This window comes from Paenibacillus typhae, from assembly GCF_900099765.1.
GTDB classification, from domain to species: domain Bacteria; phylum Bacillota; class Bacilli; order Paenibacillales; family Paenibacillaceae; genus Paenibacillus_AQ; species Paenibacillus_AQ typhae.
Window position 1 is genome coordinate 66,123 of the sequence record NZ_FNDX01000008.1, and the last position, 20,736, is coordinate 86,858.

17 protein-coding genes are annotated in these 20,736 nt (G+C 51.0%); all 17 read left to right on the forward strand.

Going from position 1 to position 20,736, the window contains the following annotated elements:
- Positions 1 to 161: 161 nt before the first annotated feature.
- The 17 genes from BLR64_RS09515 (at position 162) to BLR64_RS09595 (ending at position 20,327) form a co-directional block, all read left to right on the forward strand.
- On the forward strand, positions 162 to 419 hold the full coding sequence (locus tag BLR64_RS09515; protein WP_198536636.1) for a DUF1146 family protein: 258 nt from the start codon (positions 162 to 164) through the stop codon (positions 417 to 419).
- Positions 420 to 617: 198 nt separating this feature from the next.
- A complete protein-coding gene (gene murA / locus BLR64_RS09520) occupies positions 618 to 1,985 on the forward strand; it encodes a UDP-N-acetylglucosamine 1-carboxyvinyltransferase (protein ID WP_090713891.1) in 1,368 nt (455 codons plus the stop codon).
- Positions 1,986 to 2,176: 191 nt separating this feature from the next.
- Entirely contained in the window at positions 2,177 to 3,316 is a 1,140-nt protein-coding gene (spoIID, locus tag BLR64_RS09525) for a stage II sporulation protein D (protein ID WP_090713892.1), read from the forward strand.
- A gap of 60 nt (positions 3,317 to 3,376) precedes the next feature.
- Positions 3,377 to 4,117: a stage II sporulation protein SpoIIQ gene (gene spoIIQ / locus BLR64_RS09530; protein ID WP_090713893.1), complete on the forward strand. Its 741-nt coding sequence runs from the start codon at positions 3,377 to 3,379 to the stop codon at positions 4,115 to 4,117.
- A 240-nt stretch (positions 4,118 to 4,357) separates the two neighbouring features.
- Positions 4,358 to 4,645 (forward strand): sporulation transcriptional regulator SpoIIID, encoded by a 288-nt coding sequence (gene spoIIID, locus BLR64_RS09535; protein WP_038597396.1) that lies wholly within the window; start codon positions 4,358 to 4,360, stop codon positions 4,643 to 4,645.
- A 184-nt stretch (positions 4,646 to 4,829) separates the two neighbouring features.
- Positions 4,830 to 5,828: a rod shape-determining protein gene (gene mreB, locus BLR64_RS09540; RefSeq protein WP_167360634.1), complete on the forward strand. Its 999-nt coding sequence runs from the start codon at positions 4,830 to 4,832 to the stop codon at positions 5,826 to 5,828.
- 48 nt (positions 5,829 to 5,876) lie between these two features.
- On the forward strand, positions 5,877 to 6,752 hold the full coding sequence (locus BLR64_RS09545) for a flagellar hook-basal body protein (protein WP_090713894.1): 876 nt from the start codon (positions 5,877 to 5,879) through the stop codon (positions 6,750 to 6,752).
- A gap of 123 nt (positions 6,753 to 6,875) precedes the next feature.
- A complete protein-coding gene (locus BLR64_RS09550) occupies positions 6,876 to 7,697 on the forward strand; it encodes a flagellar hook-basal body protein (RefSeq protein ID WP_090713895.1) in 822 nt (273 codons plus the stop codon).
- 8 nt (positions 7,698 to 7,705) lie between these two features.
- On the forward strand, positions 7,706 to 7,936 hold the full coding sequence (locus BLR64_RS09555; RefSeq protein ID WP_090713896.1) for a DNA-directed RNA polymerase subunit beta: 231 nt from the start codon (positions 7,706 to 7,708) through the stop codon (positions 7,934 to 7,936).
- Between the two features lie 357 nt (positions 7,937 to 8,293).
- On the forward strand, positions 8,294 to 8,716 hold the full coding sequence (gene fabZ / locus BLR64_RS09560; RefSeq protein WP_068728016.1) for a 3-hydroxyacyl-ACP dehydratase FabZ: 423 nt from the start codon (positions 8,294 to 8,296) through the stop codon (positions 8,714 to 8,716).
- A gap of 47 nt (positions 8,717 to 8,763) precedes the next feature.
- Entirely contained in the window at positions 8,764 to 10,482 is a 1,719-nt protein-coding gene (locus BLR64_RS09565; protein ID WP_090713897.1) for a phospho-sugar mutase, read from the forward strand.
- Positions 10,483 to 10,587: 105 nt separating this feature from the next.
- Entirely contained in the window at positions 10,588 to 12,627 is a 2,040-nt protein-coding gene (locus BLR64_RS09570) for a DUF5693 family protein (protein WP_090713898.1), read from the forward strand.
- A complete protein-coding gene (csaB, locus tag BLR64_RS09575; protein ID WP_090713899.1) occupies positions 12,600 to 13,739 on the forward strand; it encodes a polysaccharide pyruvyl transferase CsaB in 1,140 nt (379 codons plus the stop codon). The genes BLR64_RS09570 and csaB overlap by 28 nt, the downstream gene beginning before the upstream one ends.
- Positions 13,740 to 14,501: a WecB/TagA/CpsF family glycosyltransferase gene (locus BLR64_RS09580; RefSeq protein ID WP_415840999.1), complete on the forward strand. Its 762-nt coding sequence runs from the start codon at positions 13,740 to 13,742 to the stop codon at positions 14,499 to 14,501. It abuts the gene before it with no gap.
- A gap of 116 nt (positions 14,502 to 14,617) precedes the next feature.
- Positions 14,618 to 15,745, forward strand: a complete 1,128-nt coding sequence (locus tag BLR64_RS09585) for a glycosyltransferase family 4 protein (protein ID WP_090713900.1) — start codon at positions 14,618 to 14,620, stop codon at positions 15,743 to 15,745.
- A 161-nt stretch (positions 15,746 to 15,906) separates the two neighbouring features.
- Positions 15,907 to 19,791, forward strand: coding sequence for an S-layer homology domain-containing protein (locus BLR64_RS09590; protein ID WP_090713901.1), 3,885 nt, complete (start codon positions 15,907 to 15,909; stop codon positions 19,789 to 19,791).
- A 194-nt stretch (positions 19,792 to 19,985) separates the two neighbouring features.
- Positions 19,986 to 20,327 carry a hypothetical protein gene (locus tag BLR64_RS09595; RefSeq protein WP_068728009.1) on the forward strand — a complete coding sequence of 114 codons (342 nt, stop codon included), beginning with the start codon at positions 19,986 to 19,988 and terminating at the stop codon, positions 20,325 to 20,327.
- Positions 20,328 to 20,736: the final 409 nt, after the last annotated feature.

Here is a 20,736-nt window from a genome sequence, read left to right on the forward strand (position 1 = left end):
TTTTTTTATGAGGATAAGTGGCAAATATTATGAAAATCTCGTAACAATCCAAGCTATCTGGGCATGTAATGTTTAAAAGTTTGTAAAAGTACTGGATTCTTTTGACCTGCGCAAGTATGATATAAGAGTCGATTTCCAAGTAACTTACACGGAGGTTTTCCATGGATCAAATATTGGTTGAAGATTTGTCCAGTGCGGTCGGTACCAGCGGTCTGGTATCCATGATCGTTTCTTTGCTCTGTGTAGTCTTATCTTGGTGGGCACTTCAGAACCTTAAGCTCGATCTGGTCATAAGATATCCCAAGAGCCCGCAGGGCCGACTGCTGCATTTGCTGCTGGCAATCGTCCTTGGCCACTTCGTGGCCGGCTTTCTGCTGGATTACCTGGGCTGGAGCGGGCAGATCCGCAACATGTTTTAATGGCAGGTGGTTTGGTTATATCTGTCATAGGCCTGGTGGCAAGAATGGTGTCGAATAATAAGGTTTTATTATGTCAACACTGATGTTTAAGGAACGTGCCCGCACATCGGGCGCACTGACGGAATATCCGATATTTTAACAGATGCATCTTACCTTCAAAATTAATTTCAGAAATAATGGACGCGGAGGGAAACCGAAATGAGCAAATTTATCGTCCGCGGTGGCAACAGATTGACCGGGAGCGTGAAAGTTAGCGGCGCAAAAAATTCCGTACTACCGATCATAGCCGCCTCTCTATTGGCAGAAGAAGGAGTCAGCGTTATTGTGGACGCTCCTCCGCTTGACGATGTAATGACGATCAGCAAAGTGCTGGAATCTCTGGGTGCGGGCGTTACATACCAGAACGATATCATCGAGGTAGATGCCAGAAGCATATCCTCCTGTGAAGCGCCTTATGAATGGGTGCGCAAAATGCGTGCATCCTTCCTAGTCATGGGCCCGCTGTTGTCCCGTATGGGGCATACCCGTATTTCACTGCCGGGGGGCTGCGCCATTGGAACAAGGCCGATTGACCAGCATCTCAAGGGCTTTGAAGCACTGGGTGCAGAGATCAGTCTGGGCCAGGGATACATTGAAGCCAAATCTAACGGCCGTCTGCGCGGAGCCAAGGTCTATCTGGATGTGGCCAGCGTAGGGGCAACTGAGAATATAATCATGGCCGCGGCACTCGCCGAAGGTGTAACTGTAATTGAGAATGCCGCGAAGGAGCCGGAGATTGTCGATCTGGCCAACTATATTAACGGCATGGGCGGGATTGTCCGCGGTGCTGGAACAGGAGTAATCCGTATTGAAGGCGTTGAGCGCCTGCATGGCGTTAGACATCATGTCATTCCTGACCGGATTGAAGCAGGCACCTATATGGCGGCTGCAGCGATTACCGGCGGTGATGTCTATGTCGAAGGCGCTATTGCCGATCATCTCGGGCCTGTAATCGCCAAGATGGAGGAAATGGGCGTAACCATTCTTCCTGACGAGAACGGCATCCGTGTCATCAGCGACAAGCCTCTGAAGGCGGTAGATCTGAAGACTCTGCCGTATCCGGGCTTCCCGACCGATATGCAGTCGCAGATGATGGCATTGCTGCTCCGCTCGGAAGGCACCTCTGTCGTTACCGAGACGGTATTTGAGAACCGCTTCATGCATGTGGATGAATTCCATAACATGAATGCCGAAATTAAGATTGAAGGCCGTTCCGCTATCGTAACCGGCAATGCCCAGCTTGTGGGCGCCAAGGTATGCGCTACGGATCTGCGTGCAGGAGCTGCGCTTATTTTGGCAGGTCTTGTTGCCGAAGGCACTACAGAGGTCAGCGGAACCCATCACATTGACCGCGGGTATGTAAATCTGGCTGAGAAGCTGTCTGGGCTTGGTGCGGACATCTGGCGGATTTCCATGCAGGAATCAGCTGCTCCGGCGCCTGCCGCAAAAGAAGAAGCCGTTAAGCCTGAAGCTTCCAAAGGTGAAGAGCTGAAGCCGCGCTTCCAGGTTCAGCCGACCTGGGTATAATTATCCTACTTTGAATGTTGAAGACTGCTCCGCTTAGGCGGGCAGTCTTTTTTGCGTTTTTTGGGTGTGGTATGTGCCAGGGAACCTTCAGATTCTCTTACTCTCAAAATTAATGCTCTAGCGTTCTAGCAGCCTCCGTAAATTCATATCTATAAGAATCACCAGTGCCTACGGAAGGAGCCATAGAAGAGATGAGAGAGTTCCGCTACCTGAAACGCAGAATGAAGTTCCGGCGCGCTGCGCAGCCGCGCGCTCCCAAGATCAGGCGGCTCGCCCCCGCCGCCTGGCTGGCAGCCCCGCTGCTCGCGGGGCTGCTGCTGCCGCTGGCTCTTGTCCCGCTGCGCGGAGGACATGAGCCAGCCCCGGAGGCCGTGCCGCAGGCCACGGCCTCGCCGGCAGCGGCTGCTGCGGAGGCGCCGCAGCCGGAAGTGACCGTCTATTTGTCGCAGAGCGGACAAATAGAGACCCTGCCGCTGGAGGACTACGTCAGCGGCGTGCTGGCGGCCGAGATGCCGGCAGACTTTGAGCTCGAAGCGCTCAAAGCGCAGGCCGTGGCCGCCCGCACCTTTATTGTTCGCCGCCTGCTGGCCGGCGACCACAGCGGGGTTCCCGTTCCGGAGGCCGATGTCAGCGATACAGTAAGCCACCAGGCTTACATCTCGCAGGCGGTGCTGGAACGGGATTGGGAGCACGGCGGCAAGAGCGCCGAGCTGGCCAAACTGCGCCGCGCGGTCCTTGAGACGCGCGGGGTGATCATGACCTATAAAGGGCAGCCGATCACGGCGTCCTTCTTTGCCTCCAGCGGAGGCTATACCGAAAATTCGGAAGACTACTGGAATGTGGCCGTTCCTTATCTGCGCAGCGTCTCAAGTCCCTGGGAGCTTGAGATTACACCGAACCTGGCCGTGTCGGTCAGCTTCAGCACCTCCGAGCTGCTGAGCAAGCTTGGACTGGACGCTGCTGCACTGCCTGCTTCACAGGCTCTTGCTGCTTCAGGCAAAATGAAGCCCGTATCCTCGTCCTCCTCAGCACTGCCGGCAGTTGTGCTGTCGCTGACAGCCGGTCATAGGGTTAAGGAAATATCCATTGGCGGAACGGTTTTCACCGGCCGCGAGGTCCGCGAGAAGCTGGGACTGCGCTCCAGCCAGTTCACCTGGAAGCGGCAGGGCAGTGAAGTGCTGATTACCACCTACGGCAACGGGCATGGAGTCGGCATGAGCCAGTGGGGGGCAAACGGGATGGCGAAGGAAGGGAGCACAGCTACCCAGATTCTCAAACACTACTATAGCGGAGTCCAGTTTACCCAAGTCTCAACTCTTCTGAAAAAATAACTTAAAAGATACGTATAAAAGCGAACCGCCCGGTAACACTGGTTACTGAGGTGATAAACTATGAATGAACAAGACAAAAACAAGCAAACCCATGATGAATCTCTCAAAAACAAGCAGGGAGATTCAGGTGCCAAGCCTTCTTCATGGAACAAAGCATTATCCAAACGCTGGGTATTCCCGGCAGTCTACACGGCGGCAGCGGCTCTTATCCTAACTTTGGTGTGGTTCTATCAGGATGCCGGCCAAAAGCCGCTTAATCCTGACACCGCCGCTGTAGTGTCCCAGGACGTCAGCGGTTCCGGCAATGAAGCCGGCACACCGGCAGATCCGGAAGCGCTCGAGGTTGTCGCGTCGGCAGAAAGCCTGGCCTGGCCGGTAGCCAGTCCAAGTGAAGTGCAGGTCGTTAAGCCGTTCTACGATGAGAACGGTACAGAAGAAAATCATGTGGCGGCTATGGTGCAGTACAATGATACCTTCGTGCCGAATATCGGCATTGATCTCGCCCGTGAAGACAACAAAACCTTTGATGTCAAAGCTGCACTCAGCGGTGAAGTAACCCGGGTTGAAGAGGTTGCTGTATTCGGTAAAGTCGTTGAGATTACCCATCCGGGCAATCTGAAGACCGTGTATCAGAGCCTTGGCGATGTAAAAGTGAAGCAGGGCGATGAAGTGAAGCAAGGGGATACGGTGGCAACGGCGGGACGCAGTGAGATCGAGAAGGATCTCGGCAATCATGTACATTTCGAAGTGTACGAGGACGGCAAAGTTGTTAACCCGTCCGATCTGCTGGCTCAGCGCTAAAGATCTTCAGGAGACAGGGGGCGTAAGCTCCCTGTTTTTTTGCGTTTGCGTCAGGGGAAGTAACTTTAAAGCTTATTATTAGAAGTACAACTTTAGTCCTATTTTTAAAAATCATCAGGTCAAACGGTTGTCCCGGAAAGAAAATGGGCTTTCATAGGCTTGTCACGTCCTGAAAGCGCGAATATATAGGCCCGCCCCTCATATAATGTACCAAACTATCCACAGTTGGGAGGCGGGAGCGTGCACGATTACATCAAGGAACGGACGATTAAAATCGGACGCTGCATCGTGGAAACCAGGCATACGGTCCGGACCATAGCCAAGGAATTTGGCGTTTCAAAGAGCACGGTGCATAAAGATTTAACCGAACGGCTGCCGGAGATCAATCCGGATCTGGCCGATCAGGTAAAGCACATTCTCGAATATCATAAGTCGATCCGGCATCTGCGGGGGGGAGAAGCCACTAAGATCAAGTACAAAAAAACGACAGGCAAGAAACGCGAGGTTGCCGTAGCCGCAAAGCCATGATTTTTTCAGCTTTTTAAGGAATAATTCAGGTTTAGTGCATTGTATACTTCCCCTAAAGTATGGTATTTTTAAATTTGGTACTGTATAAGATGAACTTAATAATGAAGCGCTTTTAACATTATTAAGTTCACGTTCTACAACTAACTATTCTCATCTAAAATAACACTTTGGGGGCTCTTTCATTATGCTTAGCAAGGATATCGGAATCGATCTCGGCACTGCCAATGTGCTCATTCATGTTAAAGGGAGGGGAGTCGTTCTGGATGAACCCTCCGTGGTCACACTTGAAAGTGATACGAAGCGGGTCCTTGCGGTAGGTGAACAGGCACGCCGGATGGTCGGGCGCACACCGGGCAATATTACAACGATCCGTCCGCTCAGGGATGGTGTTATTGCTGACTTTGCCATTACGGAAATGATGCTGAAATATTTCATCGACCGTGTGGGCGGACGTACCTGGTACTCCAAGCCCCGCATATTGATCTGTGCCCCCACAAATATTACCTCAGTTGAACAGAAATCAATCCGGGAAGCTGCCGAGCGGAGCGGAGCGAGGGATGTGTATCTGGAGGAAGAGCCCAAAGCCGCAGCAATCGGTGCAGGCATGGATATTTATCAGCCAAGCGGAAATATGGTCGTCGATATTGGCGGCGGAACGACGGATGTAGCAGTCCTGTCTATGAACGACATCGTTACCGCCTCCTCCATTAAAGTGGCAGGGGATAAATTCGACGAGGCCATTTTAAAATATATCAAACAGAAGTATAAGCTGCTCATCGGCGAACGTACTGCTGAAGATATTAAGGTTTCTATCGGTTCGGTCCGGCCAGGCGGCATGAAGGCCGAGATGGATATCAGAGGCCGGGATATGGTCAGCGGACTTCCCCAGACGCTTACTATTACCTCAGGAGAGGTAAAAGAAGCGCTGTGGGATCCGGTCTCCATGATTGTGGCGGCAGCCAAATCGGTGCTGGAGCGTACACCGCCGGAGCTTTCGGCAGATGTTATTGACCGTGGTGTGGTTCTTACCGGCGGCGGCGCGCTGCTAAACGGGCTGGACGAGCTGCTCTCTGAAGAGCTGCATGTTCCGGTTTGGGTAGCCGAGGATCCGATGCACTGTGTGGTAAAGGGGACCGGAATCCTGCTGGATAATTTGGACAAAGCCGTTAAGAAAAAATTCTAGCTTGCCGATATAAGGGATAACAGAGATTGAGGAAGGGGAATTGCCCGCATGATCAGAGGATTGTATACGGCCGCTGCCGGTATGGTGACACAGCAGCGCAGACATGATACGGCGACGCAGAACATTGCCAACTTAAATACTACGGGGTACAAGCAGGTTAATACGGTAACCCATGCCTTTCCCGATGTATTAATCTCGGCGATGAGCGGCGGTACAGCGAAGCAGGTCGGCCGCCTCAACACGGGGGTATTCGCTGAGCAGGCCGTTTCCCAATACTTGCAGGGCGATTTGATTGAAAGCGGCAAGCCGTTTGATTTTGCGCTGTCTGATGATTTGCGGCTTCCGGATCCGGCAACCGGAGCGGACATGCTGTTCGACGGATCAGGCAAGCACGTGAGCGAGGACGGCGAGGTTACTTACAAGCCGCAGGCTTTTTTTACCGTACAGGATAATGAAGGGAATAACTTATATACAAGAAACGGCAGCTTTACTGTTAATGCATCAGGGGAAGTGCTCAGCTCCGGAGGGTTCCGGGTGCTGGATGCGGCAGGCAATCCGCTTGTGCTGACAGAGCCTATGGATAATCTTGCAGTGGACGGGCAGGGCAACCTGCTGGACCCGGCTACCGGCCTTCCTTCCGGAGCAAAAGTCGGCATCAGCATCGTTACAAGACCGCAGGAGCTTGTTCGTGACGGCAATGGTGTTTTTCACGCTGATAATGCAGATGCGGCAGAGATCCGTTTTGCGGAAGACGGGGACAATCTCCTGCTGCGCCAGGGCTATATTGAAGGCTCCAATGTTGATGCTACCCAGGTAACTGTTGATATGAATGCCGCTTACCGGGCCTATGAGGCCAATCAGAAGGTAATCCAGTTCTATGACACCAGCCTGCAGAAGGCTGTTAATGAAGTGGGCAGAGTATAGGCCGTAGGCAAGCGTACTGGCTTTTTGAACATATCAGTATATATTCGGGGTCCCCGCAAAGTACCTGATTCAGCTTCTATGTAAAGCTTCACTTTGCGGGGTTATTGTGGGAGGGAATAACCTGTGAACAATTCGACGATCGGTGCGGGCGTCTCTATGTCCAGTCTTCAGCAGCGCCTGGATATTATTGCGGACAATATCGCGAACATGAATACGAATGGATACAAGAGCAAGGAAGGGTCATTTGAAGATGTCCTGACCCGTGTCCAGCAGCAGTCCAAGGAATATGAACAGCCTGGCCGCAGTATGCCGCTCGGCTTCAATATCGGGTTCGGGGTACGTGTATCCACGGTAACCAGCAATTGGGAGGAAGGGCCGCTTCAGGAGACAGGCAACCCTACAGATCTCGCACTGCAGGGAAACGGGCTGTTCGGCGTACAGGTTAACGGGGACACGGCGTATACGCGTCAAGGGAATTTCCATTTCACTCCTGATCCGGCGGATGCCCAGCAGATGATGCTGGTGGACAGTACAGGCAATCCGGTGCTGAACACAGAGGGCAACCCGCTCAGGGTCCCGGCAAATGTCAGTGCGGCAATAGATGAGAAGGGCCGGGTACTCACCAAAACCGGCGAGAATGAACCTGTGCAGTTAGCGGGCACAATAATGATTGTTGAGCCGCTCAGCAAGACGGCTTTGCAGGCTGTAGACGGTAATTTTTATGTGCTTCCTGATGGTGTAACGGAAGGACAGGCCTTTCTCCAGCGGCAGCCTGGTGAAGAGACGTCATTCGGCGTGCGATCCGGTTATCTGGAGCAGTCCAATGTGGATTTAAGCAAGGAAATGACGGAGCTTATGCAGCTTCAGCGCACTTACCAGCTGGCTGCCCGTGCGCTTTCCTCCAGTGACCAGATGCTTGGCCTGGCCAATAATATGCGCGGGTAGGTGAAGGAATGAGTGCTCAGAACAAACCAAAGCCTGAAGAGGACAAGCAGCAGCCGGTCAAACGGCCCGGCGTATCCAAATGGACCCTTATCCAGTGGTTTCTGATTCCTCTCCTGCTGATCGCTGCGCTTGCCGGCGGGCTGGTTGCAGGATATGTCATTATCGGTAAACGGGAACTCAGCGATGTACTCCAGTGGAGCACTTGGAAGCATGTCTATGATCTGGTCTTTGCACCTTAATTTATACGTTGTTTTGAAACTCCCTTGTTGTACAGGGGAGTTTTCTTTTTTATACTGGAAAATGTATAATGAGTGGGGACTAAGGGACAAGCGGACTCTTAACAGGGAAGCTGTCAGAAGCTTTGCGGAGACTGCGGATCTAAACCTTCCGCAATCCAAAAAGGGCCCTCTCCGTCATGCTGCCGCGTGCGGCGGAGAAAGCCCCTTATCTTAACCTCCACTGCTGCAGGTGGTGAAGGATAATTATAGTTTTTACCGGAGCGGTCCAACTTTATGCAGGGTTCGGCAAGATTACAGCTGCAGCCTGCCGGAGGACTGCCCAATGACGCGGTTAAATCCGAAAGGAGCATTGCTTAAATGCTGAATATCAATGAAATCCAGGAAATAATCCCCCACCGGCCCCCATTTCTGCTGGTGGACAAAATTATCGAAATTGAAATGGGCAAACGGGCTGTAGGCATCAAGAACGTAACGGTAAATGAGCCGTTTTTTGCAGGCCATTTCCCGGGTTATCCGGTTATGCCGGGTGTGCTGATTACTGAAGCGCTGGCTCAGGTTGGTGCTGTAGCTATTCTCGGGGTTGAAGCCAACCGCGGGAAAATCGGTTTTCTGGCAGGGCTGGACGGCTTCCGCTTCCGGGGCCAGGTTGTACCGGGGGACACGCTTACCCTCGAGGTAGAAATCACCAGACTTAAAGGCAGCATCGGAAAAGGCCAGGCCACCGCCAAGGTGGACGGCAAGGTTGTGGCTTCCGGCGAAATTATGTTCGCGCTCAGCTAATCCCAGTTATACTACCCTAAATTATAGATGGAGAAGGAGAGATTCATATGACTCAATTAAGCCCGAAAGCCGCAGAAACATTAAGCCGCTGGCTGCAGGACCCTTCTGTTGACGAGAACACCAAACAAGAGCTGAACCTTCTGGCGGATGATCTGCAGGAGCTGGAAGAACGCTTTTACAGAGATCTGGAATTCGGTACAGGCGGTCTCCGCGGAGTAATCGGCGCCGGCAGCAACCGCATGAACCGTTATACCGTGGGCCGGGCCACTCAAGGCTTCGCCAACTATATTCTTGAGAATCATAAGGGCGAAGGCCGGCCATCCGTCGTAATCGCTCACGATTCACGCCGGTTCTCACCGGAATTCACGCTGGAGGCAGCACTTGTTCTGGCGGGTAACGGGATTGAGGCGCATTTGTTCCCTTCCCTGCGCTCTACGCCGCAGCTGAGCTTTACTGTACGTCATTTAAAGGCTTCAGGAGGCGTAGTTATTACTGCGAGCCATAACCCTCCGGAATATAACGGCTACAAGGTGTACAATGCCGATGGCGGACAGCTTGTACCGGATGAAGCGGAAAAGGTAATTTCCTACATATTGGAGGTTGATTCCTTCAATGGTGTTAAACGTCTTTCCCGTGAAGAAGCGGAGAGCCAAGGCCTGCTGCACTGGCTGGGAGAGAAAGAGGATGAGGCCTTCACAGATACAGTGGCAGCCGTCAGCGTTGCCCGTGAGGAGATTACTTCAACACTCGGCCGTGATTTCAAGATCGTATATACCCCGCTGCACGGGACAGGCAACCTGCCGGTCCGCAGCGTTTTGAAGAAAATCGGCTTCACTGAGGTACATGTCGTACCCCAGCAGGAACAGCCGGATTCCGAATTCTCTACTGTGAAGTCACCGAACCCCGAAGAGCGCGAAGCCTTCACGCTGGCGATCAAGCTGGGCGAAGAGCTTAATGCAGACCTGCTGATCGGAACGGACCCGGATGCGGACCGCATGGGAGCCGTCGTCCGTGATAATGAGGGCAATTTTGTAGTACTGTCCGGCAACCAGTCCGGAGCGCTGATGATCCATTATTACCTGAGCCGTCTGCAGGAACAAGGCAAGCTGCCTAGCAACGGTGCTGTAGTCAAAACTATCGTTACCAGTGAGATGGGAGCGGCGGTAGCCTCGTATTACGGTGCCACCGTCTTCAATACATTGACCGGCTTCAAATATATCGGGGAGAAAATGACCCAGTTCGAGCAGTCCGGTGAATATACCTATCTGTTCGGATATGAGGAAAGCTACGGATATCTGGCCGGCAACTATGCCCGCGACAAGGATGCCGTGCTTGCCTCCATGCTGATTGCCGAAGCAGGTGCTTATTATAAAGCGCAGGGCAAGACGCTGTATGATGTACTTCAGGAGCTGTATGAACAGTTCGGCTACTTCCTGGAAAGCCTGGAATCACGCACGCTCAAGGGCAAGGACGGGGTAGCCCAGATCCAGGGGATCATGAGTGACTGGCGCAGTAATCCTCCGCAGGAAATCGCTGGAGCTTCCGTTACCGAGGTGCTCGACTATTCACTTGGCCTTAACGGGCTGCCTAAGGAAAATGTGCTCAAGTATCTGTTGTCCGACGGTTCGTGGTTCTGTCTGCGCCCATCCGGCACAGAGCCGAAGATTAAAGTATACTTTGCGGTTCGCGGAGAATCGCTGCAGAATGCAAAAGACAAGGTGGCTGCCCTTACAGAGCAGGTTATGGCCCGCGTCGACGGGAAATAATAATCCTGCATGATATGAAGCTTTCTCACAGAAACGGATACTGCTCCTGACAGGACAGACATCCGTTTCTGCTTGAGTTAGGAAGTGAAAGAGGAGGTACTTTTGGTGCACCAGAAATGGCAACAATGGAATATTACTTCACGTAAGTGGTTATGGATTCTCGTAGTAATCGGTGTTCTGTCTGCTCTCCCGGTTGTCTATGACCGTATGCAGACCGAGAAATCTTCCAAGACAGTTGAGTTTGTATTTGATTACCGTGATCTGGTGGAGGTAGCCAGCTACCGTGTGAACCCTAAGGATTACATTGCCCAGCAGCTTGACCGCCTCAAGGAAGCCGGCGTTCAAAGCATGGCCATCTACGAGAGCACGCTGGAGGATTACCGCAAGGCCCGCCGCCTGATGATGTGGGGGGCAACTGATATTGCCAACCTTACTGATACTGTAATTCCCGAGAATGAGAACTATACATACGTCCTCTTTACGAGCACGGAGAATAGTTCGGTGCTCGCACCGTTGATTCAGGATGCTTTTCAAGTGCTTGGCATTGACACTGAAAATTGGAGCTTCCGCGGGCAGCAGGGGCTGATTATCAAAACCCCGCTGGAAGATGCTACCCTGAAGCCGCTCCAGCCTGACCCGTTCAATCTGGAGATGCTGCATGAGAAGGGCTTCAGCATTGTTCCGCGTCTGGTGGACTCTCTTGCCTATAATGAAGAAACCGTTACAAAGCTGCTGGACCGCTATCAGGAGCTTGGTGTCAAACGCATACTGTTCGAAGGGGAATCGGTTAAAGGCTTCACGGATGATGCCGATACCGGCAGCCTTACCGCTTTTGCTGATCTCCTTAAGGAACGCGGGATGGGGATAGCGGCCATCGAGAATATCAAGGCCCAGCAAAAGGGATTCGGCAAGCTGGCTTATCTGCTTGATTATAATGTGGCGCGCCTGTATTCGCTTAGCGAAGGCGATTCCGGGCTGTCTCCGGAAGTCATTGCCGACAGGTTTGCCCTGGCCACCAAGGACCGCAACATCCGCATGCTGTATCTCAATACCATCCCTTCACGGGATACTACTACAGCTCAGATTAAAGATACCCTGGACAACCTGGTGACCAGCCTAAGCGGCCCTGACGGAGCCGTGCAGAAGATTGAAGATAACGGATTTACACTTGGTCAGGCTGAAGCCTTTGACGTCGTTGATTCCTCCTACCAGCGCTACTTCAAGCTGGGGGCTGTTATCGGCGCAGTATCCATGGTAGCCCTGCTTGTGTCTTACTTCATTCCGTGGCTTACCCTGGCCGCCTGGATTCTTGGACTGGCCGGCAGTGCAGGTCTGTTGCTGCTGAAGCCGCAGCTGTTTGAGCAGGCACTGGCGCTTGCAGTTGCAATTAGTGCACCGACAGTTGCGACTGTGCTGGCTGTCCGCAAGATCAACGAGCAGGGGCCGCCGCTGCGGATTAACAAACTGACTTATGCAGTTATGAGTCCCGGACGCCGGCTGGCGCATAGCCTTGTGCTCTATATCAAGACTGCACTTATCTCGCTGAGTGCTGTGCCGTTTGTTATTGCCCTGCTTAACAATGTTACTTACAGTCTGGTACTTAACCAGTTCCGCGGCGTCAGTCTGCTGCACCTGGCACCTATTGGACTGACTGCCTTGTATATACTCTTATACCGCGGAGAGTTTGCCTTTAACAAGACCGGCAAGCTTCTGCGTACACCGGTTACCCTGGCCATGGTCATCGCCGCCGGTGTTCTCGGTGTGCTGGGCATGTACTATTTAAGCCGAACGGGCAACAGCGGCAGCGTCAGCTCCATTGAAATGACTTTCCGTACTTTCCTGGAGAATACAGTTGGCGTGCGGCCGCGCAATAAGGAGTTCCTGCTGGCCCATCCGCTGTTTATATTGGGCGCCTTTATGGCCTATAAATACCGCAACGCCGCCTTTATTATGATTGTTGCGGTCATCGGCCAGCTGTCAATGGTGGATACCTTTGCCCATATCCATACTCCGGTGCTGATCTCATTGATCCGCGGACTCCTTGGATTAGGACTTGGGCTTATTATTGGCCTGATTGCCGTAGCAGTCTGGCAGATCGCGGAAAGGTGTTGGAAACGATGGTCGCCTCTGCTCAAAAAATTGTAATTTCCGGCTACTACGGCTTCCGCAACAGCGGAGACGAGGCTGTTCTGCAATCGATTCTGAATGCGTTGCGGAAACAGTCACAAGCCGCCGGGATAACGGTTGAACCTGTTGTATTATCTATAGACCCGGAATGGACAACCTCGACCTACGGTGTTAAGTCTGTCCACCGGATGAAGCTGGGCGAGGTGCGGCAGGCCATCGCTGAAAGCGCCGGATTGATCAGCGGAGGCGGGAGCCTGCTGCAGGATGTAACCAGTTCTAAGACCATACCGTATTATCTGGGGATCCTGAAGCTTGCCCAATGGTTGGGCAAGCCGACCTTTATTTATGCCCAGGGGATCGGTCCGGTTAACCGCAAGCTGTTCCACCCGCTGATTAAGTCAGTATTCCGTAAAAGTACCTATGTGTCCGTGAGGGACGAACAGTCCCGCAGCCTGCTGGAGAGCATGGGGCTGAGCCCAAATAACATCCAGGTTGTGCCCGATCCTGTAATGGGGCTTGAGCTTGAGCAAATAGCGGAGTCTACGGGCGTATCCTCTGCTGATACAGCCTCCGGGCCGAAGACTGTGGGAATTTCCGTCCGTTTCTGGGAGGAGTCACGGCATGAGCTGAATGCAATCGCTGAAGGGCTGCTGAAGGCCTGTGCTCAAACGCCCTTTGACCTGCGGTTTCTGCCTTTTCACCATCCTATTGACAATGAAGCCTCGCGTTATGTCATGCAGAAGCTGGAGAAAGAGGCTGCTGCATTAGGAGGAAGGGTCAGTATACGTGAAGATGCGCTGCATCCGCAGCAGATGCTGCGCGAGGTTGCAGAGTGCGATGTGCTGATCGGCATGCGCCTGCACAGCCTGATTTATGCCGCCGGCAGACGGGTGCCGCTGATGGGTGTCTCGTATGATCCGAAGATTGACCACTTTCTGGAGCGGATCCGCTCCAAACCTGTCGGATCGACGGGTACATTGGAGGCAGACAAGGTTGCCGCGGAAACTCTTCTGCTTCTTGAGCAGGGGGAAGCCTGGAAGCAGGAGCGGGAACCGGTGATCGCCTCACTGGCCCTAGAAGCTGAAGCACCGGCCCGCTGGATTGTAGAATATTTACGCCGTAAAGGATGAGTGAACGTGAAAGCAGATAGTATTTTGCCTACTGTACCGATTTTTGGTATACGTGTTTCCAAAGTCGATATGCAGGCTACAGTCTCTTATTTGACCGATGCAGTGCGTAAACGTGAGCCGCACCAGGTCATTACTGCCAATCCCATTATGGTTATGGCTGCACTGGAAAACCCTTCCTACATGGAAATAATGAAATCGGCAGAACTGGTGGTCCCTGACGGGACTGGCGTAGTGTGGGCTGCAGAGTATTGCAAGGAGCCGGTGGCTGAGCGTGTAGCGGGATTCGACCTTTTACATGAATTACTGCGTCAAGGCGAAAGCTATAACTGGAAAGTATATCTCCTGGGTTCTACTCCTGAAGTGATTCGGGCGACCGTCTCCAGGTTACAATCTCAATATCCGCGTATCGTAATTGCCGGCTACCGTGACGGTTACTTTGGTCCGGAAGCAGACGAAGCTGTTGTGGCAGATATTGTGAAGGTCCAGCCTGACCTGCTGTTTGTCGCCAGAGGGGCGGACAGCCAGGAGCCGTGGATCGCCAAGTACAAATCGCAGCTGAATATTCCTGTAATGATGGGAGTAGGCGGAAGCTTTGATGTGATCTCCGGTAAGAGCAAACGGGCACCTGTTGCGTTCCAGAAACTGCGGGCCGAATGGCTATATCGTCTTCTGAAAGAACCGACACGATACAAAAGAATGCTTGCGCTGCCGAAATTTGCAGTAAAAGTGCTGCGTGAGAAAGATAAAGTGACAAAAGCCTGAAAAAACGAGCCAATTTACCGGGAATATCCGAACAACAGCCTAAAAACGGAATTGGAATTTGCTTTTAGTTCAGCGTATAATTCAATGCGGTAGAGAAATGGGGGTCGACTTTTCAAATGTTAATCATATACATCGCCGGATTTATTGTGTGCATGGGACTTGCACTTCTCCTGACACCGCTAGTGAAGAGATTCGCTATTAAGATTGGTGCCACAGATGTGCCGAATGCCCGAAAGGTGCATACGAGAATTATGCCCCGCCTCGGCGGTCTTGGTATTTTCCTGGCGTTTGTGTTAGGCCTGCTTGCCGTATTGCCGATTATTCCATACGATTTCACTTCGCGGGAGACACATTTCATCAAAGCGCTGCTGTGCGGGGGTGGACTGATTGTCCTGATCGGCGGACTTGATGACCGTTTCGAGCTTTCAGCCAAAGTGAAGCTGCTGGGCCAGATTGCTGCAGCATGCATCGTCGTTTTCGGTTTTGGCATTACTGTTGATTTCGTAAACATTCCATTTAATAATACGTATTCCTCACTGGAGAGCTGGATTGCCGTACCGCTGACGATTTTCTGGATTGTCGGCGTAACCAATGCGGTTAACCTGATTGACGGTCTGGACGGGCTGGCTGCCGGAGTATCAGGTATAGCGATTGCCACAATTGCGGTTATGGCCTTCCTGATGGGTAATACAATGGTTGCGCTTCTGTGCCTGCTGCTGCTTGGCAGTATTTTAGGGTTTTTGTTCTTCAACTTTCATCCCGCCAAAATCTTTATGGGTGATACAGGCTCACTGTTCCTCGGGTTCTGTCTGGCACTGCTGGCATTGCTCGGATTCAAGCAGATCGCTGTCGTTTCGTTTATTACACCGCTCCTCATTATCGGGGTTCCTTTATCGGATACATTCTTTGCAATCGTACGCCGCAAGCTGCAGAAGAAGCCAATCTTTGCACCGGACAAAGGGCATCTGCATCACTGCCTGCGCGAGCTCGGATTCAGCCACCGCCAGACGGTGCTGATTATTTACGGGATCGCCGCTTTCTTTGGTGTACTGGCTGTCATCCAAACTTCTGCTTCCCTGTATGAGGCCAACTGGGTTACTTTTGTAGTAATCTGTGTGATGCTGTTCTTCCTGCAGATCGGTGCGGAAATTACCGGCGTTATCAGCAAAACCAAACGTCCGCTGATTGATTTATTCCTGAGAATGCGCCTCAAGCTTGCACCGGAGCGCAGTTCGAAGTCTTAGTTTACCGCTCTTATTCAGACTTTTATTGTTAAATTAACAAAACTCATCCTTTTTAAGGATGAGTTTTTTGCTGTTCTCCCTAACAAGATAGCCGGAAATAACCGATAAAGAAAAAAGTGAAGGTCACGAAGAGAACTTTAACTCAAAGGAGAGATATACACATGCAACGCTTTAAGAGACCCTTTGTCTGGGTGCTGCTTGCGGCTCTGATCGTTTCTATGTTCCCGGGCAAATATATGCCTCAGGCGGCTGCGGCGACTGCAGTCACAACTTATTTTACTCCCGATGATCAGACATTGCGCTCCACGGTAGTACTGGATCCAAGTGCTGTTACAGGATCGGCAAATGCCATTACCCGTGACAAAGTTTATCTGACGAGCAATTCCACACTTAACATAACCGGTGTTTACTCACAGGTCACTTCTACCACAATGAAGGTTGTTGTGGAGCAGCTGTCGCAGGACAGCTTAGGCAGATGGGTAACAGATTCCACGCGTCTGACCACAGGGACTGTGACCACCGATGCCAACAGTCCGGGCAACCGCTTTACAACAAGCGGAGTAACCTTGTATTCCGGCTTTAACAAAATCACCTTCTCCGGACTTCAGGGGAATCTGACGCGTTCCGAGTCCTTTTATGTCCTGTATGACAGAGTACCTTATGTGACATCGCTCCAGGTACTGGGCGGACCGGCTGCTCTTAACCTGAATGAAGGCACACAGGTGGTGGTTCCTGTATCTTCAATTACGCTGCAAGGTAAAGTAGCCAACGCTACGAAGGTAACTGTGTCACTAAACGGGGGAACAGCGCTTCAGACCTCCCTGCTGGAGGATGGAACCTTTTTCACTCCGGCCCTGACGCTGCAGCCGGGGCTAAGCTCACTGCAGATTATTGTTCAGAATGCCTCCGACAAAATTACCATCGACCGCAATGTATACTTTTTTGATACAGATCAGCCGTACGCTGCTCTGGATCTGGTTCATGCGGGCAGCAAGTACTCTCTGATAAACAATACACCGACACTTTCGGTAGCAAATACATTTACCGCCGGCTTGTCAGGGGAAGTGCTGCTTCCTTACAATGCTTCCGCTTTTGGTGGGAATTCAGGTGCAGGTAAGCTAGTCATTAACGCAGGTACAACTAGTGAAGTTGCCATCCGAACCATCACAACGACTCAGGAGCAGACCATTCCTGGACCTGACGGTATTACGCCGGCATACAAGCTGGTGAAGTTTTCAACCTCAGAGGATGTTCCTATTGCTACCGGCAGCAATGACTTTACGCTGACCGTAACATTCGGAAGTTATACTGCATCCCTTTTAAAATCATACTATTATGTTCCCGGAGAGACGGTAATCAATAATATCTACTACCTTCCGGATTATGCAACAGGCAAAAGTATTGCCGATGTGTCCAAGCTTCCGCTGAACGGACAACAGATGGAAAAAGATAATTTCTACATCCTGGTTGAGACGAATGTTACGCCCACCGGCGCTTTAAGCGCGATGTATCTTCCGTTGAGTACCAAAGGCCTAGAGCTTACCAAAATTGCTGCAACCGGGCTGAATACTGACGGGACCCAGGAGGTATACAGAATTACCGGATTCTCGAACGGCCAGCAGAAGGTTCAGTTTAAGTATGGCACATCCAATTCGGTGTACAATGTAAATATCTCTTATGTATCGAAGAACTATATCTATGTCAGCAATTTACAGGACGGCCAGACAATCGAGTATAACTCCAATTCAACCTCAAGCATTACTGTAGAGGGAGAATATATCGGGTTTGAAAATATCTCCGGAGCCCAGTTCCAGATTAACGGCAGGGACAGCAATTCGTGGGATGTGCTACCAGCAACTCCGCAGTTCAATGTCACCATGCAGGCGCCGAAATTCAAAGTCACTCTGAAGATCGATCAGGCCGGTCCGCTGGTATATGGGGAAAATACACTGATGTTTACGGGGATTTCCATGGACTCCTCCGGCAACCAGCGTGTAATTACCAAAGAACTGCGTATCTATATTATTGATACAAACGTATCTAATCTGACGCAGTTTCATCCGGTACTGGTAACGAACCGTCCGACATTCGATACGGATTCCCGTACTAATGATGCCAAGCGCAATGCAATTCTGGCTCTACCGGCTGAGATTACCTATACGGACGGCAAGTATGTAACTACCAGGGATAATTACGATCTCGTTCTACAAGGCGGAGGAGCTACAACTCTTAATCTTTACAGGGGCTCTGATCTGGTCTTCACTTCTGTCGGCAATACCACTATGCTCAAAGAAAACAGCAAGGATGATCATACATCACCGGGAACCTACGGTTCAGTAATCTATGATTATGTTGGAACAACCAAGGACTTCCTGCTGCGGATTCGGGATCTGAAGTTCGATGCTCCAGGAAGCCATGTTTACACACTGGAGCTGATCAATAAGACCGGCGCAAGAACGACGCAAAGAATTGAAATTGTCCGTGAAGTGCTGCCTTACCGTATCCTGGCTCCGGTAGCCACTGTCGGAAACCAGATTGTTGTAAACAAAAACTTCATACGGTTTGATATTGAAGCTGAGGGCGCAACTAAGGTTATGATTGATAAATATGAAGCTGTACCGCGTCCTGACCTGGCGAACCGTTTTACCTACGACTATGTCGGGCTCAAGCCGGATAAGGCGACAACGATTAAGATTCAGATTGTACGTAAGGATTCAACCCTTAATGATACAGTAACCGTTTATTACGCCAGTGCGGTGCAGATTGATACGCAGTACATGGCTGAGAAGGTAGCAACAAAGTATAGTGTCTTCAACAAGCAATTAGAGCTGAATTTCCCTAAAGGAACCTTGATGAAGGGCTTTACCAGCTCAGGAGCAGCGAAGTATTATCCTGACACCAAGCTGCTGTTCGGGATTGCCGACCCTAATGACGGGGTTGTAGAGCGTACCAACGATTACGGCAACATTATTAATGTCAGCCCGGTTGATGAAAGATTTGTAGGTGTTCAGAAGCAGCTCGTCATTCTGCAGGAGCTGGTTCTCCGGTTCACCTCATCAGCGACCAACAGTAACTTTTCCAGAGTATCGGATATTTACTGGCTGAGCGGTGGTCTGGGTGAGGTAGGCACCAAGGGAAGCAGCAGTTATGTACCTGCATCTAACGGGGTTGCCCCATATTCCATCGAGGGTAATTTCACACAGATCAGCCAGTCCCGCAAAATCATACCTTCCCAGCGCGGGGAGCTGACGCTCAGCTTCAGTCCAAACGTTGTGGATGAGGTCGGTTCAACCGTTACAGTGTTCCGTTACACGGACGCGGGCAAATGGGAGAACATCGGCGGGGAGGTCGACACCAAGAATCATACCGTAACCGTTCCTTTTGATGAGTTCGGCTACTACACTGTTATGAAGCTGCGCCGCGGGTTTACGGATATTACTAATCACCCGTGGGCAAGAAATATTCTGAACGGCCTTTATTCCAAAGGAATTATGACCAACCTGCGCGCCGATGCTTTCGGGGCCGATGATACAACAACCCGCGGTGAATTCGCTACACTGCTGGTAACCGGTCTGAATATTCCGCTTGATTATGATACCAACAAGCAGACCTTCTTCGATATCGTGCCGGAAGCAGTATCTACAACCTGGAATTTCAAGAGTATAGAGACTGCGGCAAGAGCGGGGATCATCACGGGACTGAGCGACGGATTCTTTGGTCCGGACCAGGCGCTCACCAGAGAGCAGGCGGCGGTAATGATTGCCCGGGCGCTTAAACTTAAGATGTCAGCCAATGATGCCAAGCTGCTGGCCAGCCTTAACAAATCGTTTGTCGACTCAGCCAGCATGGATTTCTACTCCCGCCCGGCGATCGAAGCCGTATCGAAGGCGAAGATTATGGAGGGTAGTGCCGTTACTGTCACCGGTCAGACCAAGCCGGTATACAATTTTAATCCAAAGGGCAAGCTAACCAGAGCAGAAGCCGGCAAAATTGCCGTGGCTCTATTGCAGAAGAGCACCAGCATCTTCCCTAAAACCTTCAATTAATTCAGTACCGCCGGGCTGCGACAACTGTTCGCGGCCCGGTTATTTTATGCAGAAGAGGTTATACTTTAATTAATGAATGCAAGACCACCTGTTTGAAGGAATTTACATACCGCCGACATTAACTTTGTAATCTGCACTGTTTTACGTTACAATAACTTAGAAAATAATTTTTTTCTGAAAGGTGAAAGCCATCGATGAAACCGATTTTATCTAAAGCGCAACTGGATTACACGAAAGCAAAGAATCTGTTTGAGAATAGAGCTAAAGTTTTGGAGAAGGAAATTGCCGCAAAGCGCGCACTGCAGGAGATTACACAGGAAGTAATGGAAGAGCTTGTTCAGGCTACCGGATTCCATGATGCATACAATGATCTTGTTATCGCGGAGAATGCTTTGATTGAATGGTCCCATACAACAATCAAACATGAGAAGGCCTATCGTGAGAACCGCTCTGCAATTGATGCAATGTACGAGAATGTAAATTCCAGCCCCGAAAAGCGCCAGGAATTGATCCAGCTATCCATGAAGATCCGTTAGGATATGTTTATAGAAGGAAAGCGCCGCGTGAGGCGCTTTTTTTGTTGGCCAGTCCGCCAGTATATGGGTTTAAAAAAGGGTAATTATGTTTATTTACTTAACAAATATTGCTTAATGACGTTGTGAAAGGCGCTATGCTATACTAATTCCCGTAGCTCCCCAAGATTAACAATAGTTAGTAGAAGATACAAAAGTATCTTTTAACGGGTCGGGGAGCACCACACATAATTTTTTTAAAAAACTTTTGAACCAAGCGCAACTTTTTTAAAACTTCTGCGTTTAAGATGTAGAGTCAATTACACCACGCATTTGCCCAGCATCCTGAAGGGTTCAGGTAATGCCGTATGGAAAAATTAACTTTACGCGACTTGAGGCACATTGTATAATACTTAGGTAGAATTAGGAATCT

Excerpts from the sequence above, each read along its gene's own strand:
- BLR64_RS09515 (WP_198536636.1), top strand. The coding sequence starts at position 162 with ATGGATCAAATATTGGTTGAAGATTTGTCCAGTGCGGTCGGTACCAGC.
- murA (WP_090713891.1), top strand. The coding sequence starts at position 618 with ATGAGCAAATTTATCGTCCGCGGTGGCAACAGATTGACCGGGAGCGTG.
- spoIID (WP_090713892.1), top strand. The coding sequence starts at position 2,177 with ATGAGAGAGTTCCGCTACCTGAAACGCAGAATGAAGTTCCGGCGCGCT.
- spoIIQ (WP_090713893.1), top strand. The coding sequence starts at position 3,377 with ATGAATGAACAAGACAAAAACAAGCAAACCCATGATGAATCTCTCAAA.
- mreB (WP_167360634.1), top strand. The coding sequence starts at position 4,830 with ATGCTTAGCAAGGATATCGGAATCGATCTCGGCACTGCCAATGTGCTC.
- BLR64_RS09545 (WP_090713894.1), top strand. The coding sequence starts at position 5,877 with ATGATCAGAGGATTGTATACGGCCGCTGCCGGTATGGTGACACAGCAG.
- BLR64_RS09555 (WP_090713896.1), top strand. The coding sequence starts at position 7,706 with ATGAGTGCTCAGAACAAACCAAAGCCTGAAGAGGACAAGCAGCAGCCG.
- fabZ (WP_068728016.1), top strand. The coding sequence starts at position 8,294 with ATGCTGAATATCAATGAAATCCAGGAAATAATCCCCCACCGGCCCCCA.
- BLR64_RS09565 (WP_090713897.1), top strand. The coding sequence starts at position 8,764 with ATGACTCAATTAAGCCCGAAAGCCGCAGAAACATTAAGCCGCTGGCTG.
- csaB (WP_090713899.1), top strand. The coding sequence starts at position 12,600 with ATGGTCGCCTCTGCTCAAAAAATTGTAATTTCCGGCTACTACGGCTTC.
- BLR64_RS09585 (WP_090713900.1), top strand. The coding sequence starts at position 14,618 with ATGTTAATCATATACATCGCCGGATTTATTGTGTGCATGGGACTTGCA.
- BLR64_RS09590 (WP_090713901.1), top strand. The coding sequence starts at position 15,907 with ATGCAACGCTTTAAGAGACCCTTTGTCTGGGTGCTGCTTGCGGCTCTG.
- BLR64_RS09595 (WP_068728009.1), top strand. The coding sequence starts at position 19,986 with ATGAAACCGATTTTATCTAAAGCGCAACTGGATTACACGAAAGCAAAG.